Annotated in this window: 15 protein-coding genes; 13 read left to right on the top strand and 2 right to left on the bottom strand. The window is 46.8% G+C overall.

Annotation, left to right across the window (positions count from 1 at the left end; genetic code table 11):
• Positions 1–5 precede the first annotated feature (5 nt).
• Complete coding sequence (gene grxB, locus ACYSNS_RS12580; protein ID WP_461723515.1) at positions 6–656, bottom strand: glutaredoxin 2; 651 nt, start codon at positions 654–656, stop codon at positions 6–8.
• Positions 657–787: 131 nt separating this feature from the next.
• Between grxB and ACYSNS_RS12575 the strand changes: the two genes are divergently transcribed.
• The 3 genes from ACYSNS_RS12575 to ACYSNS_RS12565 all read left to right on the top strand — a co-directional run bounded on the left by ACYSNS_RS12575 (position 788) and on the right by ACYSNS_RS12565 (position 3720).
• A complete protein-coding gene (locus tag ACYSNS_RS12575) occupies positions 788–1543 on the top strand; it encodes a YbaY family lipoprotein (RefSeq protein ID WP_461723514.1) in 756 nt (251 codons plus the stop codon).
• A 271-nt stretch (positions 1544–1814) separates the two neighbouring features.
• Positions 1815–2459 carry a hypothetical protein gene (locus tag ACYSNS_RS12570; RefSeq protein ID WP_461723513.1) on the top strand — a complete coding sequence of 215 codons (645 nt, stop codon included), beginning with the start codon at positions 1815–1817 and terminating at the stop codon, positions 2457–2459.
• Between the two features lie 100 nt (positions 2460–2559).
• On the top strand, positions 2560–3720 hold the full coding sequence (locus ACYSNS_RS12565; protein WP_461723512.1) for a GNAT family N-acetyltransferase: 1161 nt from the start codon (positions 2560–2562) through the stop codon (positions 3718–3720).
• A 35-nt stretch (positions 3721–3755) separates the two neighbouring features.
• On the opposite strand, the gene ACYSNS_RS12560 is transcribed toward ACYSNS_RS12565, so the two are convergent.
• Positions 3756–4472, bottom strand: coding sequence for a FadR/GntR family transcriptional regulator (locus ACYSNS_RS12560; RefSeq protein WP_461723511.1), 717 nt, complete (start codon positions 4470–4472; stop codon positions 3756–3758).
• Positions 4473–4595: 123 nt separating this feature from the next.
• On the opposite strand from ACYSNS_RS12560, the gene ACYSNS_RS12555 reads away from it, so the two are divergent.
• From ACYSNS_RS12555 to ACYSNS_RS12510, 10 genes are all read left to right on the top strand, one after another.
• Positions 4596–5348, top strand: a complete 753-nt coding sequence (locus ACYSNS_RS12555; RefSeq protein WP_461723510.1) for an SDR family oxidoreductase — start codon at positions 4596–4598, stop codon at positions 5346–5348.
• A gap of 120 nt (positions 5349–5468) precedes the next feature.
• Positions 5469–6311, top strand: a complete 843-nt coding sequence (locus ACYSNS_RS12550; protein ID WP_461723509.1) for a fumarylacetoacetate hydrolase family protein — start codon at positions 5469–5471, stop codon at positions 6309–6311.
• Positions 6312–6396: 85 nt separating this feature from the next.
• The gene (locus tag ACYSNS_RS12545) at positions 6397–7710 is read left to right on the top strand and encodes an MFS transporter (protein ID WP_461723508.1); all 1314 of its coding nucleotides are present in this window, start codon (positions 6397–6399) and stop codon (positions 7708–7710) included.
• Between the two features lie 69 nt (positions 7711–7779).
• On the top strand, positions 7780–9057 hold the full coding sequence (locus ACYSNS_RS12540; RefSeq protein WP_461723507.1) for an L-fuconate dehydratase: 1278 nt from the start codon (positions 7780–7782) through the stop codon (positions 9055–9057).
• 18 nt (positions 9058–9075) lie between these two features.
• Positions 9076–9900 (top strand): amidohydrolase family protein, encoded by an 825-nt coding sequence (locus tag ACYSNS_RS12535; protein WP_461723506.1) that lies wholly within the window; start codon positions 9076–9078, stop codon positions 9898–9900.
• A 20-nt stretch (positions 9901–9920) separates the two neighbouring features.
• Positions 9921–10700 (top strand): L-fucose dehydrogenase, encoded by a 780-nt coding sequence (locus ACYSNS_RS12530; RefSeq protein WP_461723505.1) that lies wholly within the window; start codon positions 9921–9923, stop codon positions 10698–10700.
• Between the two features lie 13 nt (positions 10701–10713).
• On the top strand, positions 10714–11052 hold the full coding sequence (locus tag ACYSNS_RS12525; protein WP_461723504.1) for an L-rhamnose mutarotase: 339 nt from the start codon (positions 10714–10716) through the stop codon (positions 11050–11052).
• 22 nt (positions 11053–11074) lie between these two features.
• Complete coding sequence (gene fucP / locus ACYSNS_RS12520) at positions 11075–12292, top strand: L-fucose:H+ symporter permease (protein ID WP_461723503.1); 1218 nt, start codon at positions 11075–11077, stop codon at positions 12290–12292.
• Positions 12293–12464: 172 nt separating this feature from the next.
• Positions 12465–13430: a 2-keto-3-deoxygluconate permease gene (locus ACYSNS_RS12515; RefSeq protein ID WP_461723502.1), complete on the top strand. Its 966-nt coding sequence runs from the start codon at positions 12465–12467 to the stop codon at positions 13428–13430.
• Positions 13431–13803: 373 nt separating this feature from the next.
• Complete coding sequence (locus tag ACYSNS_RS12510; RefSeq protein WP_461723501.1) at positions 13804–15252, top strand: LuxR C-terminal-related transcriptional regulator; 1449 nt, start codon at positions 13804–13806, stop codon at positions 15250–15252.
• Positions 15253–15735: the final 483 nt, after the last annotated feature.

Here is a 15735-nt window from a genome sequence, read left to right as displayed (position 1 = left end):
AGGGTTTAAAGTGCACGGTCGTGGTAGAGATGCACGCCCGTAAGTTGCGCAATCTTGTCAATATAGTTTTCCACCGTGGCGGGTATAAGCAGATCTTTTACGATTGTAAGATTGCGCAATGTTGGAAAGATCATAATGTCATCCCAGCCAATAGAGCTGTCGCGCGCTGCGCTGAATGCCGGTAAAGTGGCTAACATATGCTCAACCTCTTTCCGGTGGCTCGCTGACTCGTCTAATGCCTGATCGAAGCTCTTGCCAATAACTTTTTCTTTTTTTGTCCTGAAATAATCAATGGCGGATTGGGTCGCAAATTCTGGTAAACCGGCTTTGACATAGCGTGGAAAAAGCAGGTTGTTGATTGCCGTGCCTGCAGCGTTGATGTGGTCTGTTATTGTCTTTTGGCTATTGGTTTTTGCCAAAACGACCTTGTTTGGGGCACCGATTTCGTCAAGCTTGTGCGCAATATCAAGGCTTTCCGGCATGGCTGTGCCATCATCAAATTCCAGTATCGGAACCTGTTTTGCTTGAACTAAACGGATACAGGTGTCTGCGTCATCATTGAGCAGAACAATGCGCTCAACCGGTACCTGTTTATATCCGGCCATCATCAAGGCGCGGACACAAAAGGGGCAATGATCATAATAATAGAGTTTCATGAAACATTCCTGTGGGTTTAAGGGTTGACCATGACAAGCTTGCCATAATTGCGGGATCTTATCCGTTAATCTTGCGTTCAGCTACGCTGTTTAACATGGCTACACATATTTATCCTGAAAGGAACTCACAAATGCGTTTGTCCCGCCGTTTTCTGTTCGCTGGTGCTGCAGCAATTTCGCTTCTCTCACAATTCGGCGCAGCTCATGCCACCACGCTCTATCTCAAAGGTGATGTTGTGTATCGCGAACGCATGGCACTTCCCGAAACCGCGCAGGTCGAAGTTGTTTTGGCCGATGTGTCGTTGGCAGACGCACCGGCAACAATCATCGCATCGACCAGTTTTGTGCCAAACCATTCCAGTCCCATTCCTTATGAATTAAAATTTGATTCCGGTGCTATTAATCCTAAGCACCACTATGCACTTCAGGCAAAAATTTCGGTTGGCGAGCAACTCTTGTTCACAACAACCACCAATCATGCGGTTTTTGCCGGGGATGAAAATGATACCCAGATATTCGTCGAGCGTACATCCAGTGCTCCTGAGACAGCCAATAGGCAGCAGCTTGTCGGCAGTTGGGTGATCAACGAGATCGACGGTAAAAAGCCTGAAGGGCGTTCACCTTTGACCATCATGTTTTCCAGTGATGGGCGTGCCGCGGTATATGCAGGATGTAACAATATGTCTGCCGAGGTGAAGATCGATAACCGAAAGATGAATTTCGGCTTGATCATGTCAACCCAGATGGCATGCGACGAAGTGTTGATGAAACAGGAAGAAAAAGTATCGAAAATTCTCAGCCGAGTCCAAAATTATGAACTTGCTGCCGACGGTCTCGTCTTACTTGATGCCCAATCGAAACCGCTTATCAAGCTGACAAGAGGCTAAAAGGCGGGTTTACGTGGTAACGATCATGCTGCCTGCTTTGGTTTGCAAGGCGGCATGGTTGTCTCAGCACTCGGTTTTGGGAGGCAAAAATTGCAAAATAGGTGCATCTGTACTATATTGAATGAAGAGAAATTCTGCGGGTTGTAACCCCTGATGCGTGTACCCAAAAGCGGTGAAGGGGAATACAACAACGCAATTAAGCAATGTGTTAATGCGAGTTGTCTGAACTTTATTAAGCGAAACGCGCATTAACGTTATAATGGAGGGAAAAATGGTATCGGTAACTGCAACTCAGTTGAACGGTGTAAATGACACCTATCAAATACCTGGTTCTCGCGCTGCTCAAAACATTGCAACTATCGTGCAACAGCGCAGCGATACGCCCTCTGTTCAGGTAAGTGAGCGCGACGTCCTTTCTCCAAGGATTTACGATTCTCTTACACGCATTCAGGAACTCGTCGAAAACGGGGTGAATGCGTCGGGTATTATTGCCCAAAATATCAACGTCAATATGGCTAATCCCGAATATTATCGGGGCACAACGCAGAATGCTGATGCAAGCCAATATGCGTCCTACGAAGGCGTTCCAAACGGTAATTTTCAGGTTTACACACCGCCTGAGTTAAGCGACGAGCAATTACAAGATTTGGTACGTTCGTCAGCGCGTACGGGCAACCTATTTGGTGGTGACGAAGCATTGTTTAAAGCTTTACAAAATGACACCGCAAAGATCTACAATCAGGCAGATTCGGAAAACCTACTGGGTAAACCAGTCGATTGGAAACAAGATAGCATTGGCGGTACGATGTGGGATCGCAGCATGATTGATCAGAAAGCGGTTCAGCAAATACAGCAAGATGGCAAACAGATATTTGCCGGCGCTATCGGTTCGATCCGTTTTGCGGTGGTTTACTAGATTTTGCTGCGAAATTGCTTGCTTGGCGTAAGTAAATTTTTACGGCCTTTAATTGTTATTTGTTTATGGAACAGGCCGATCTTTTTTATCGGATTTTGCCATGCAAGAGCATTTGACGTTGCAAATCGGTGGTGGCGCAGCGGATATAGATCCTGCACACTGGAATTTCACTGGAACGGTGGCGGGAAAACCTGATTATAACCCGTTTGTTTCTCGTAATTTTCTCACAGCGCTGGAATTGTCTGGATCCGTCGGGGAAAGGACGGGGTGGTTGCCGCAATATCTCCGGCTGGTTGATCAGTCGAACCGTATCGTAGGGCTTGCACCCGCCTATCTGAAAAGCCACAGTCAGGGTGAGTATGTTTTTGACCAAGGTTGGGCCGATGCATATGATCGGGCAGGCGGGCACTATTATCCCAAGTTACAGGTGGCAGTTCCGTTTACACCGGTTCCAGGGCCGCGACTGCTTACATTGGCGCAAGATAACCAGAATAATATCCAAAAGATGTTGGCAGAAGGCTTGAAAGAAATTGCCATACTGAATGGCCTATCATCGGTGCATTCAACGTTTATCAAACCGAACGATGTGGAAGTCTTCAAGCAACAAAACTATCTCATTCGCAGTGACCGGCAGTATTATTTTTATAATGACGGTTATTGTGACTTTGATGATTTCTTGCAAACACTACCATCCCGAAGACGCAAAGTTATCAAACGTGAAAGACGTGCTGCCGTTGAAAGTGGAATCACGATCGAATGGTTGACTGGATCCGATCTGACCGAGGCTGTCTGGGACGATTTCTTTGTGTTTTATCAGAATACAGGCGCGAGAAAGTGGGGTTCGCCTTATCTTACGCGCGCATTCTACTCTATTGTTGGCAAATCCATGGCAGGTGATATCGTTCTCATGATAGCCAAAAGAGATGGCCGACGTATCGCGGGTGCGATCAATTTCAAAGGTACTGACCATCTCTATGGTCGCCATTGGGGTGCTATTGAAGACCACCCATTCCTGCATTTTGAGCTTTGTTACTATCAGGCGATAGAATACGCGATAGAAAACAAAATCCGCATAGTGGAAGCGGGTGCGCAAGGCGAACATAAAATCCAACGGGGTTATATACCGACCGAAACCAACTCGGCACATTATATCGATAATATCCATTTGAGGGACGCGGTCGCCCGCTTTTTGCAGGAAGAACAGCAAGCATTGGCTCTTTATGATGAAGACGTTTTGGAGCTTTTGCCATTCAAACGTTAAGCATTGTCAACGCTGGAAACGTAATATTGTCTCGACTATTCCATGCGTCTTGAGAAGATATTGATAACGTTTTGGATGTGGTTTTGCATTGCAATACGCGCAGCTTCCGGTTGTTTTTTTTCAATCGCTATGAGTATTTGATGATGTTCCACCTGAGAGCGCAATGGCATGTCATCCGGCGTATAGAGCTTCTGCAAACCGCTGAAAACTTCGGTATATTGTTGTCCCAAAAGATATTTGAGAAAAAAAGCATAGGCTGCATTTTGTGCAGATTCCGCGATACGGATATGAAATAGCCTGTCACCAATATGATCTTTCGACTGTTCCAGATTATCCGATACATTCATCAGATAAGCCTGCTTGATCTCAGCCATTTGCGCATCTGTGCGCTCGGTTGCTGCCATCTCTGCCAAATGCGGTTCAAGATGCAAGCGTGCTTCCAATAGTTCGAAAGGAGCAATTTCCTCATCATCTTTTAGATAAGGCTTCAAAAGCGGGTGAATTTGCGGATGCAGGTCGGGGCCATGCAACGTCATTCCTGACTTGATGTAAACACCACTGCCAACCTTGACTTCAACAAGACCAGATACTTCCAAAGCAATAATCGCTTCCCTGACAGAGGTTCGGCTAACCTTGAGAATTTCTGCCAGATCTCGCTCGGCGGGCAGCTTATCGCCAATCTGATAATGTCCGGTCTCGATATCGCGCTTAATCTTGCTGACAATGGTTTGGTATAAACGCGACGTATTCATTGAAATAACTTCCACTGCAAATTGGTTCTTGCCAAGCAAGAAAATTCATTGTTAATTGGTCGGGCCAAAATAATTGGTCTAACCAATAATGATTCATGACATTATGTCATAATAGGAGGAAAGATGCGCCTCAATAGAAAAAGATGTGTCATCACAGCTGCTGCGCAAGGTATTGGACGCGCATCAGCTTTAAAATTTGCAGAAGAAGGGGCATCGGTTATTGCCGCCGACATCAATGGCGATCACCTTGCAACGCTCCGGGAGGAAAATCCAAAAATAGAAACGGTTATACTGGATGTAACCGACGCCGATGCGATTGCGAATTTTATCGATAAAACCGGTGCGATAGATGTCCTGTTCAACTGCGCGGGCTGGGTGCCAGCAGGTACGATTGAAGAATGTGATGAAGCACAGTGGCAACGGGCCTTTTCTATCAATGTAGACCCGATGTATCGTCTGATAAAAGGGTTCTTGCCATTCATGTTGGCAAATGGTGGCGGTTCGATCATCAATATGTCTTCTGCTGCCTCCAGCATAAAAGGGGTGACAAACCGCTTTTCCTACAGTGCGACTAAGGCTGCCGTATTGGGTATTACCCGTTCCGTCGCGGCGGATTACGTGAAACGCGGCGTTCGTTGCAATGCGATTTGCCCTGGTACTGTCGATTCACCATCGTTACGTCAACGCATTGCCATCCAGGCGAAGCAGGAAAACCGCAGCGAGGCAGATGTCTATGCGCAATTCGTTGCCCGCCAGCCGATGGGTCGCATTGGCGATGTCAATGAAATTGCGGCTCTGGCCGTCTATTTGGCAAGTGATGAGACCTCTTTCACAACCGGCACATTCAATATGATCGACGGTGGTTGGACCAATTAGAGCGTTTTCAGAAAAGTGTGAAGCGGTTTTAGGTAAAAAAACGCGGTGTTAAACAATGGATTAGAGCGTCGATCTGATCCAATCAGATCGAAATGCGCTCTAAACTTCGGGAGAAAGAAAATGAAACTTCTACGTTATGGTGAAAAGGGTGCTGAAAAGCCGGGTATCTTGGATGAACAGAATAACATTCGCGACCTGACTTCAATCGTGCACGATATTGACGGCGCAACTCTTGCTGGCGAACTCGACAAAATTCGTAAAGCGGATCTTTCGAAGTTGCCTATCGTTGCCCCTGAAGTGCGTATTGGTGCCTGTGTTGGACGCGTTGGAAAATTCATTTGTATAGGTCTGAATTACTCGGACCATGCTGCTGAGACAAATGCGGCGATCCCTGAAGAGCCGGTCGTATTCAACAAATGGACAAGCGCAATCGTTGGCCCTAACGATGATGTGGAGATTCCGCGCGGTTCCAAGAAAACCGATTGGGAAGTGGAACTGGGTGTCGTGATCGGCAAAGGCGGACGTTATATTACCAAGGGCGACGCTATGGATCACGTTGCAGGATATTGCGTTGTCAATGACGTTTCAGAACGTGAATATCAGATTGAACGGGGCGGCACATGGGACAAAGGTAAAGGTTGTGATACTTTTGGTCCAATTGGCCCTTGGCTTGTCACAAAAGACGAAGTTGCCGATCCGCAAAATCTTGATTTGTGGCTCGATGTTGATGGAAAACGTTTTCAAACCGGCAATACGAACAAGATGATTTTTGATGTCGCTACCATCGTCAGTTATTTAAGCGAATTTATGAGCTTACAACCGGGTGACGTCATTTCTACGGGCACACCTCCAGGCGTCGGATTGGGACAAAAGCCGCCAATCTATCTGAAAGCCGGTCAGGAAATGCATCTGGGTATCACAGGATTGGGTGAGCAAACCCAAAAGGTGATCGCTGCACGATAAAATTGCACAAATCTAAAAACACGCTGGCGATGATAGGAGCGCTGTCAGCGTGTTCCCGTGACTGTGGTGCTTGGGAGGAGAGACCATGAAGACAATTACAGCATATGACAATCCATTGCTGAACAAGGCGATCGGCAAAGTATGGGTACGGCTGATGCCGCTGCTTTTCATACTTTATTTTGTTGCTTTCATTGATCGTGTGAATATCGGTTTTGCCAAAGATGCGATGCAGGCGGATATCCATCTATCAGACGGTGCTTATGCATTGGGTGCAGGCATATTTTTCTGTGCCTATGCGCTTTTTGGTGTTCCGGCCAATCTTATCTTGAATCGAATAGGTGCGCGGCTATGGATTAGTTTGACCACCGTCATCTGGGGCGTTCTGTCGATGGCGACAGGCTTCATCACCAACGAGTTCGAATTTATTGTTATCCGTTTTCTTCTTGGTATTGCCGAAGCCGGTTTTTACCCCGGGATTTTGCTTATGGCATCCATCTTCTTCCCCGATAAGGTTCGTGGTGCAGTGATTGGTGCCTTCGTATTGGCTGTCCCTTTTGCTTTGGCATTGGGGTCTCCAATTTCCGGTGCACTTCTCGAGCTTCACGGTTTTCTCGGTCACGCAGGCTGGACGTGGATGTTTGTATTGGAGGGGTTGCCAGCGGTATTTATCGGCATCTTCTGTTACTTCTATCTTGATGATACTCCAGATAAGGCGAAGTTTCTGCAAAGCGAAGAACGCGCTATTCTGGCCGAAACAATTGCAATTGAAGGCAAGCAACAGCAGGTCAGCCGAGTAGCCGATGCTATTCGTAGCCCCGCTGTTTGGCATTTGGCGCTTATGTATGGTTTTTTGCAAGTCGGCGTTTACGGAATGCTGTTTTTTATGCCGTCTCAGGTGGCGGCTCTTATGGGCACAACAATTGGATTCAAAGCGTCTCTTGTCGCTGCCATTCCCTATGCTGCCGCTGTTTTCGGTGTGTATTACATCCCGCGTTATACGGATAGCTTCCCGCATCTTCGCATTCCGGTCGCAGCATTTATCGTTATTTTGGCAGCAGTAGGTCTCACGCTTTCAGCATTTGCATCTGCCCCGGTTGCCATTGTGGCGCTGTCCTTTTCAGCTGTGGGATTCCTTGCGGTTCAACCGATCTTCTGGACATTTCCGCCGCAAGTTCTATCCGGTGCTGCACTTGCTGCCGGCATCGGTTTTTGCACCATGCTGGGTGCTGTCGGTAGTTTTCTGGCACCGATCATAAGGGTAGAAGCGGAAAGTATGTTCGCCAATAAATCCGCGGGTTTGGTTGTACTTTCACTATGCACCATTGTCTGTGCGGCCCTTATTGTTACGTTCTCCGCCCGTAAGCAGAAGAAATATGAGGTGAAAAACGTTGCACCTTAAACCTAATCCCTGCGGGCTTTTTTCGCGATTAATCCAAATCATTGACGTGTTTATGCAAGGTATGAAGTAATGACAAAAATTATTGATATGGACGTTTTGGACGTACGCTTTCCGACATCTCAGCAACTTGATGGTTCTGATGCAATGAACCCCGACCCGGATTATTCGGCTGCGTATGTCATTTTAAAAACTGACGACAAAAATCTGACAGGCCACGGGCTTACCTTTACCATTGGTCGCGGCAACGACATTTGCTGTGCAGCAATCAATGCCATGCGGCATTTGGTCATCGGCCTGGAATTGGATGATATAAAGAACAATCCCGCACAAATCTGGCGGCATCTAACGTCAGACAGCCAACTTCGCTGGATCGGCCCGGATAAAGGCGCAATTCATTTGGCCACGGGTGCGATTGTCAATGCTATTTGGGACTTATGGGCGAAAAGTGTCAAAAAACCGGTTTGGAAACTGGTTGCTGATATGACACCGGAACAGTTGGTAGGGTGTATCGACTTTCGTTATCTGACCGATTGCATCACCAAGGATGATGCTATTTCTCTTTTACGTGAGCGTGCCAAAAATAAAGAGGAACGCGAGGCCATACTGCTGGAAAAAGGTTATCCTTGTTACACGACGTCCGCTGGATGGCTTGGCTATAGTGAAGAAAAACTAGCGCGTTTGTGCCAGGAGGCTATCGATGAAGGTTTCAACTTCGTCAAACTCAAGGTTGGACGTGATATTGAAGAAGATAAGAAACGGGTAAAAATCGCACGCGATATTATCGGGCCTGATCGTCAATTGATGATTGATGCCAATCAGACTTGGGAGCGCGATCAGGCAATCCAATGGGTTAAGGAGCTATCTTTCGCCAATCCGTGGTTTATTGAAGAGCCCACAAGTCCTGACGATGTCGAAGCCCACCGCGCCATTCGCCTCGCAGTAAGCCCCGTCAAGGTTGCTACGGGTGAAATGTGCCAAAATCGCATAGTGTTCAAGCAGTTCATCATGCGCGAAGCCATAGATATCGTGCAAATTGATGCTTGTCGATTGGGAGGCGTTAACGAAGTTCTCGCGGTTTTGCTTATGGCCGCAAAATATAATCTGCCCGTTTGCCCCCATGCCGGCGGAGTAGGTCTTTGCGAATATGTTCAGCATTTAGCGATGATAGACTATCTTTGCTTTTCCGGTACGACCGAAGGGCGCGTGACTGAATATGTTGATCATTTACATGAACATTTTGTAACGCCATGCATCGTGCGCAAAGCAGCCTACATTCCGCCAACGACGCCGGGTTTTTCCATCGAAATGAAAACCGCCTCACTGCAAGAATATCAATTTAAAGGCTGAAAGCAGGCGGATAAGGAGATGATCGATTGTCACGTACATTTTTGGTCTTATGACGCGCAGGAGTTCCCTTGGATCGGCGCAGACTTGGAGCCGATAGCCCGTAATATGCTGCCGGATGACCTTTTGCCTGCAATGGGGGCGCAGGTGGATAGGATTATTGCTGTGCAAGCGCGCCCAAAGATGGATGAAAATAGGTTTTTATGCGATTTGGCGGAGCGCTACCGCCAAATAGCCGGCGTCATAGGCTGGTTCGACTTTAATGCCGCGGCTGAACCGCAAATCTTTTACGCGCAGGATAATCCCATCGTCAAAGGTTTCAGGCATCTTGTACAAGATGAAGCCAGCCCGTCTTCTTTTCTACAAGACCATAACGGTGTTCAACAAGCGATGCCCGCAATCCAGGCGGCCGGGTTGGTATATGAAGTACTGGTTCAGCAAAAAGATTTGCCAGCAGTGGTTAAGTTCTGTTCCAGTTACGACAAGCATCATCTCGTCATTGATCATTTGGCCAAGCCCGTCTTCGGCAATGCCGACGATTTTAATTATTGGAAGGCACAAATGGTTGCGTTGCGCGCCATGGATCATGTCAGCATCAAAATATCAGGGCTCGTAACCGAAGGACCGCCAAATGCGTTGCCGGACCTTTACCAGCGTCACATTGATGTTGTGCAGGATGTTTTTGGCCCTGATCGCCTTGTTTGGGGCTCTGATTGGCCGGTTTCTTTCGCAACGCATGATTATCATACCCTGCTGAACTATTGGGATGTCTGGACGGGTAGTTGGAACAAGAACGATAGATTGACGGTCGAGGAAAAAACACCGGCGAAGATCTATCGAATTTAGTGAATATGAGGAGTAAGCATATGAATCTCGATCTCAAGGATAAAGTCGTCATTGTCACAGGTGGTGGTGCGGGCATAGGCGGAGCGATATCAAAGCATCTGGCCGCCGAAGGTGCAAAAATTGCCATAATCGGGCGTTCTCCGCTACATGGAGAATTCATTAAAGAATTAAAAGCGATCGACGCAAAGTATCTTTTCAAACAATTGGATCTGATGGATGAAAAGGCATGTGCGGAAGCAATCAGCGACATTGCCGATCATTTCGGCAAAATTGACGGCCTTGTCAATAATGCCGGTGTCAATGACAATATGGGATTGGAAAACTCGGTTGCCGAGTTCCGTCAGTCATTGGAAAAAAGCCTCGTACACTACTTTACTATGGCGCATTATACGCTGCCTCATCTCGTAAAAACGCGTGGTTCTATCGTTAATATCGGTTCTAAAACCGCTGTCACTGGGCAAGGGCATACAAGTGGTTATGCTGCTGCAAATGGCGGGCGCATGGCGCTTACGCGCGAATGGGCAGCCGCGCTGCTCGACCAAGGCATCCGTGTCAATGCTGTTATTCCCGCAGAAGTCATGACACCGCTTTACGAAAAATGGATTCAAACATTCAAGGATCCGAACCAGCAATTGAAGAAGATAACGGCGAACATTCCGCTTGGAAAACGTATGACAACAGTCGATGAGATCGCCAATACTGTTGTTTTTCTATTATCAGACCGCGCCTCGCATACGACCGGACAACATCTGTTTGTAGACGGCGGATATACCCATCTCGACCGCGCGATAACAGCCTAGCTTGGAGGCAAAAATGAAGCGGTTTTGCATGGCTTTAGACCTCGTGGATGATCCTGAAATGATTTCGCAATATCAGCGTTATCATCAAAAAATCTGGCCGGAAGTTGCCGATAATATTCGCCAGCGCGGCGTCATCGATATGCAAATTTGGCAGGTTGAGAATAGGTTGTTCATGGTGATGGATGTTGTTGATACTTTCAATTCACAAGACGCTGAACGGATAGCAGAGCGAGACGAAACCAATAGGCAATGGGAAGCGCTTATGTCGCAATTCCAGAAGCCTTTGCCATCCGCACGCGCTGGCGAAAAATGGATCGATATGGTCAAAATTTTTGATTTATCGCAAGCTTGATTACGAAGGGGAGGAAACTTTCATGAAAGCAAAAATTACTGAACCGAAATATAAAATCGGGTTCATCCTCGTCACTGCACTTTTTCTGATGTGGGGGCTATCCTACGGCCTTGTAGATGTATTGAATAAACATTTTCAAGAAGCATTGCACATCTCAAAAGCCCAGTCCGGTCTCATTCAAGCAGCATATTTTGGTGCTTATTTCGTCATAGCCTTACCCGCCGGTCTATTTATCTCCAAACGCGGATATAAAGCGGGTATCATTATGGGCTTGTCGCTTTATGCCTTGGGTGCTTTGCTCTTTGTACCGGCCTCAATGGTTATGAGTTTTTATTTTTTCTTGTTTGCGCTGTTTGTTTTGGCATTGGGCCTCGGTTTCCTCGAAACCTCTGCAAATCCATATTCTTCTGCGTTGGGGGATCCACGGACGGCAGAGCAACGGCTCAATCTTTCGCAATCATTTAATGGCTTGGGTCAATTTATCGGGCCGCTTATCGGTGGTATGTTCTTTTTCCAAACAACACAGCAAAACGATACAGCCAGCTTTGATGCCGTGACTTTTACCTATGTCGGTATAGCTTTTGTTGTGATCTGTCTTATCGTTTTGTTTGCAAGAACACCTTTGCCAGATCTCCGTGTTTTAGAAAGCGAACGGGACGGTGCCAATGCGCAAACCCATCAGGTTTCCATGTGGTCTCATAAAGAATTTTTGTTTGGTGTCATCACACTGCTTTTCTATGTCGCAGCGCAAGTCGGCGTGGGAGCGTTTTTTATCAATCTAACGGTGGAAACATGGCCAAACGCAAGTAGCCAGAACGCGGCTTTTTATCTGTCTATCGCCATGCTTGCCTTTATGCTAGGGCGATTTATCACAACCGGTCTGATGATGAAAATAAGTGCTGCAAAACTCTTGCTCGTCTACGCAGTTGTAAACATAGCATTATGCGGCCTCATTCTAACCGGTAGCGATTATATCCCTGTCATTGCAGCTATTTGCATCTTTTTCTTTATGTCGATTATGTTTCCAACCATTTTTGCGATGGGCGTCAAAAACCTTGGTTCCCAAACGAAGATGGCAAGCTCATATATGATTATGGCAATCGTCGGCGGTGCCATTATGCCATATTTTATGGGCCGGATTTCCGACGCTATGGGAACGCATGTTTCTTATAGTCTACCGCTCATATGCTTTATAATTGTGGCGTTTTACGCCGCGTCTTACCGAAAATTGTCCGCCTGACTGGTGCAAATCCCACCATTTTTTGCTTCGCGGTCAAAAGCATAAGGTTGTATCGGCGCAAATGCCATGCGGTCGAGTAACCGAGTGGTATCAGGACACGACCAGCGGGAGAGGTCGGAATTCAACCTAATGAGTTTTTGAAGTTAGCACGCATCCAAACGGAGGAATTGAAATGCGTATCATCCAGATGATTGAAAAAGTGCCGGGCGGTCTAATGACAGTTCCCCTTTTTGCCGGTGCATTGGTTAAAAGTTTTGTGCCCGGTTCTGCGCTCTATTTCGGATCGTTTACGCAAGGGATCATGACAGGAGCCATTCCGCTGCTTGCAGCTTGGCTTTTTTGCATGGGGGCGTCTATTGATCTGAAAGCGACAGGTACGGTTTTGCGTAAATCCGGCACACTTGTCGGGACCAAAATACTTGTGGCTTGGTGTGTTGCACTCCTTTGTACGCATCTGTTGCCAGTTGAAGGGATTACAGCGGGATTTTTCGCAGGATTATCAACATTGGCTATCGTCGCGGCATTGGATATGACGAATGCGGGCCTCTACGCATCGCTTACCCAGATGTACGGAACCAAAGAGGAAGCCGCCGCTGCCGTTTTGGTATCCATGGAGTCAGGACCGCTCGTAACGATGATAATATTGGGTACAACAGGTGCCGCAGTATTTTCTCCGGCCCATTTGATAGGCGTGTTATTACCATTTTTGGTGGGTTTTATCCTTGGAAATCTTGATAAAGACATTCGAGCTTTGTTTAGCCCCGGCACAAAATTGCTCATTCCATTTTTCGCCTTCGCATTAGGCAATACAATCGATCTCAGTACCGTACTTCACACGGGCGTACTCGGTATCGTGATGGCTATTGCCGTTGTCATTATAAGCGGTATCCCTTTGATCCTGGCCGATATTTTTATCGCTGGCGGAAGAGGGACAGCTGGCATTGCTGCATCAAGCTCAGCAGGCGCAGCAGTTGCTACGCCTGTCGCCATCTCGCAGATTAGTCCTGAATTTGCAACGGTCGCGCAGTCGGCAACGGCTCTTGTTGCAACCTGTGTGGTGATAACCTCAATTATAGTGCCAATTGTTACCGGTCTTTGGGCTAAGAAAATGGCACCAAATATTCGCGCTCAGTTCTGAATAGCACAGCAAAAGGTTATAGAATACGCGTTGCATTACAAAAGCGCGTATTCTCTAGCAATCTCGTAATACCGGGCGGTTTATCCGACTGTAATGAATGCCAATGCTTTTTTGAGAATAGCCTACCGCTATTAATGACTCCCAAACAGATTGAGATGATTTCGTATCACCCCCGAAAAATACTTTGGGGGTGATAGGCGTTGTGCTGGTTTCACAATAAGAGAGCCCTATAATGTATCATATCGTAGCAAACAGGGTGAGGTTCATTCAACTTCTTCGCTTGCGAGCTTTTGAAAAATAAAATGAAAAGCGATTGATGATGTACCGGTGATCAGCTGTCATACCCAAGCATGTTTCATTCAGAGAGGATAAAATGCCAGGTCTTCTAGACATTATAAAAAGGGCAGAGGGAAGTGCTCTTGATATGCATCGTCGATTGTTAGAGAGCGTTGCAGCCATGCCTGAAAATGCTGCAGAAGCCAAAGCCCAATGGATCGAGAACTGGCTGTATGAAAACGGTATCTGCCGAATTGCCCGTATTGATGCTGTCGACGATCACATGGACAATCCGCTTCGTCCGAATCTCGTTGCATGTTTTCGGCCAAAAGGCATACGCCATATGTTATGGTTGATTACCCATCTCGATATGTTGGCAAGTACACCTACCGGAGATTGGACAAGTTCACCTTTCAAACTTCGCGTGGACGGCGATCGGCTTTACGGTTTGGGTGTGGAAGACAATCATCAGGGTATTGTCTCGGCATTGCTGCTATTCGACGGCTTGAAACAGCTTGACGGGGAAGGTTTACCTAAACTCGGATTGGGTTTAATTTGTGTTAGTACCGGATTAACGGATTATGAAAAAAGCTTGGCAACACTCGCTGCAAAACACCCCGAGCTTTTCTGCCCGAATGATCTCTATGTGGTGCCGAACTTCGGCAATGAAGAAGGTAGTCTCATTACAATCAATGAGAAAAACAGCCTGACAATCCGCATCACCGTTACCGGCGGTAATTACCATGCCGGCTATGTTAAAGGCAGCAATGCTTTTGAGGCAGCAGCAAAATTCATCAGCAACCTCGATATATTGCGGGAAAAATATGCCTATCCTGACGATAATTTTGTCCCGAATGTTTCCACGATCACCCCCACTTTCTGTGAGAGCTCTAGCGCGAGTATCGACCATGTCGCAGGAAAATTCACGTTCTATCTCGATGTCAGATTGACATTGGACGTTTCCGGACCTCGCTTTGTTCATGCACTACAAAGCATGGCCGACCAGTTTGAAGCGGACGAAGCCGTCAAATTCGACTTTGAGTTTGTAAGGCTATCACGCGAAGCACCAGCGGCGCCGCCAGATACACCAGTTGTCAAGATATTGAGCGAAGCGATTGCAAGTGAATTGGGTGTAAATGCCACACTGATCGGCGCAGGTGGTGGATCAGCTGCCACCGGTTTAAGGGCAATGGGCTTGCCCGCGGTGAATTGGTGTATGCACTCTGGCGAGAAAATCAGGACCGACGAGTCAATCAGCCTCAAAAAGCAAATATTACAGACTTGTGTATTTGCTCGAATGCTATATGCACAACGTGTTCCGCAGGGGCAGAAGGTTTTATTTACCGCGCAACAAAAAGCACAAAATGTTACGCCGACAGAGTTTCGTATAGCTGAACTCCTTGGGCGAGGTCTCAGCAATGACGAGCTTTGTGCAGAATTGAGTATTTCGCATAATACATTGCGGACGCATTTGAAACATCTTTACCGAAAAACGGATGCCCGCAATCGCCACGAGCTATATAGACTTTGCGCGATGCTTTGGTGACTTGCGGATAGATGTTTTGCCAAAAATACAATGTTTCTCACCCCCTTTTTTTACGATGTGGTGATATTAAAAGCCGCATATCTTGATAGATTGGATGCACTGATTGAAACAGGTTACCCAATGATCTGCTTTATCGTCAGTGACAAGAAGATTGGTCCGCTCCCCGCTACGACCAATCTTCTTACGACCTCTTATGCTAGACCCAGCATAAGAGGTCGTATTTCTTGCAGGAATGCGAATAAAGGCGGCTGCAGATTATAAGTTTCCATTATAATGATGAGTTTCAAGAGCGATCTTACCGCCCATTCAAACGTTCTAAAGTTCTCAATATCATGTGATTTTTTTTGGCTCATAGGGCAAATGAAAACCCAAACAGCTTTCACGCAAAATTTCTAAGAATTCCGAACAGAAACCATTAAATCCGCTACGCAGAATAATTATTCGTCTTCAAATGTATACACTATCAGCATTTAAAAAGTAGTG

Source organism: Bartonella sp. LJL80 (assembly GCF_054871565.1).
Note: the sequence above shows the minus strand (reverse complement) of the source record. Positions and strands in the feature narration are given on the sequence as shown.

Excerpts from the sequence above, each read along its gene's own strand:
- ACYSNS_RS12515 (WP_461723502.1), top strand. The coding sequence starts at position 12,465 with ATGCGTATCATCCAGATGATTGAAAAAGTGCCGGGCGGTCTAATGACA.
- grxB (WP_461723515.1), bottom strand. The coding sequence starts at position 656 with ATGAAACTCTATTATTATGATCATTGCCCCTTTTGTGTCCGCGCCTTG.
- ACYSNS_RS12540 (WP_461723507.1), top strand. The coding sequence starts at position 7,780 with ATGACAAAAATTATTGATATGGACGTTTTGGACGTACGCTTTCCGACA.
- ACYSNS_RS12535 (WP_461723506.1), top strand. The coding sequence starts at position 9,076 with ATGATCGATTGTCACGTACATTTTTGGTCTTATGACGCGCAGGAGTTC.
- ACYSNS_RS12545 (WP_461723508.1), top strand. The coding sequence starts at position 6,397 with ATGAAGACAATTACAGCATATGACAATCCATTGCTGAACAAGGCGATC.
- ACYSNS_RS12550 (WP_461723509.1), top strand. The coding sequence starts at position 5,469 with ATGAAACTTCTACGTTATGGTGAAAAGGGTGCTGAAAAGCCGGGTATC.
- ACYSNS_RS12530 (WP_461723505.1), top strand. The coding sequence starts at position 9,921 with ATGAATCTCGATCTCAAGGATAAAGTCGTCATTGTCACAGGTGGTGGT.
- ACYSNS_RS12525 (WP_461723504.1), top strand. The coding sequence starts at position 10,714 with ATGAAGCGGTTTTGCATGGCTTTAGACCTCGTGGATGATCCTGAAATG.
- ACYSNS_RS12555 (WP_461723510.1), top strand. The coding sequence starts at position 4,596 with ATGCGCCTCAATAGAAAAAGATGTGTCATCACAGCTGCTGCGCAAGGT.
- fucP (WP_461723503.1), top strand. The coding sequence starts at position 11,075 with ATGAAAGCAAAAATTACTGAACCGAAATATAAAATCGGGTTCATCCTC.
- ACYSNS_RS12510 (WP_461723501.1), top strand. The coding sequence starts at position 13,804 with ATGCCAGGTCTTCTAGACATTATAAAAAGGGCAGAGGGAAGTGCTCTT.
- ACYSNS_RS12565 (WP_461723512.1), top strand. The coding sequence starts at position 2,560 with ATGCAAGAGCATTTGACGTTGCAAATCGGTGGTGGCGCAGCGGATATA.
- ACYSNS_RS12575 (WP_461723514.1), top strand. The coding sequence starts at position 788 with ATGCGTTTGTCCCGCCGTTTTCTGTTCGCTGGTGCTGCAGCAATTTCG.
- ACYSNS_RS12560 (WP_461723511.1), bottom strand. The coding sequence starts at position 4,472 with ATGAATACGTCGCGTTTATACCAAACCATTGTCAGCAAGATTAAGCGC.
- ACYSNS_RS12570 (WP_461723513.1), top strand. The coding sequence starts at position 1,815 with ATGGTATCGGTAACTGCAACTCAGTTGAACGGTGTAAATGACACCTAT.